2 protein-coding genes are annotated in these 1,264 nt (G+C 48.9%); both read right to left on the reverse strand.

Annotation, left to right across the window (positions count from 1 at the left end):
• Positions 1-752 (reverse strand): glycogen synthase (locus tag ACYVRH_RS12895; RefSeq protein ID WP_461257303.1); only part of this gene is annotated, 752 nt, incomplete at its 3' end.
• The coding region (locus ACYVRH_RS12900; RefSeq protein ID WP_461257304.1) for a hypothetical protein at positions 752-1,264 on the reverse strand (513 nt) is incomplete at its 5' end. The genes ACYVRH_RS12895 and ACYVRH_RS12900, both read right to left, overlap by 1 nt.

A 1,264-nucleotide genomic window follows, 5' to 3' on the forward strand; every position in this document is an offset into this window, starting at 1 on the left:
CGGTAACGCAAAACTCCGTCCAGCCTGAAACCGCCGGGCTGCGTTTTTGTTTCTTCGGCATAGTTAGGTGAAACTGTGTTGAGTTTGTCCGCGCTGTAAAGGCCGGCTTTAAGCATGTTAAGCATACTCCAGTCTTCAAAACCGGCGTTGTAAAAAACATCCCAACCAAGCCCCATGTAGTCAAAATTGCCTTTGCCGTAAATGCCCTGATAGCCTAGGTTGTGGATGGTAAGAATCGAAACTGTTTTTTTAAAACCTTTGTCGCCGCCGGGGACTCTTTCGGCAAATTTCAAATAGACGGGCGCGATTGCAGACGGCCAGTCGTGGGCGTGAAGCACGTCGGGGTACCATTCAATTTTACGGCAAAGTTGAAAAACAGCGCGGCAGAAGAAAGAAAAACGGCGCGGGTTATCCATAAAATCGCTTTCTGCAAGGCTCCCGTAAATGCCGTCTCTGCCAAAGAAAATTTCATGATCGATAAAATAAACTTTTACGGGATTTTTTTTGCCTGTTCCCGGCATATCGGTGCAATATACCGCGCTCCATTCCTCAATGCCGCCGCCCATTGGCGTTCCCATTGCGCCGGGAAGAAGTTTCAATTTGGCGCGGTCAATCGAATAGTAGCGCGGTATGACGATTTTTACTTCGTGCCCAAGTTTCGCGAGGCTTATCGAAAGAGCGGAAACCATGTCGGCAAGGCCGCCTGTTTTTGCCCAGGGAACGGCCTCGCTTGAAACCATCAAAATCTTCATTAGAAGTTTTCCGCTATTTTAAAGCCTTTAGCGCTAAGTATTTGCTGTCCCTTGTCGTGATCTTTCAATTTAAAAATGACAACGGCTTTTCCGACTTGCCCCTCAAGAGACGCGTAAAGGTACTCGATATTTACCTGCGACTGCTGGAACAGTTCCATAAGTTTGGCAAGGCTGCCCGGCACGTCTTCAATTTCCACCGCAACCACATCGGTCTGACGCGTGGTAAAGCCCGCTTGAGTCAGAGTGTCAACCGCCTTTTCGGTCTTATCGGTAATAATGCGTAAGATTCCAAAATCCGCAGTGTCGGCAATGCTGATTGCCCTAAGGTTTACTCCGGGCCGGGAGTTTCTTTTGAATGTGAAGCCCAGCACGGACTCCATATCAACGAAGATTTTTTCTACCCGGAAATTATCGATCCAAACACGGGAAAAGTTCTGCCCGCCGGAGAAAAAGGCGAGCTTGTCTTCACCACGATAACAAGAGAGGGAACCCCGCTCCTGCGCTACCGCACA

The organism is Treponema sp. R80B11-R83G3, from assembly GCF_054786115.1.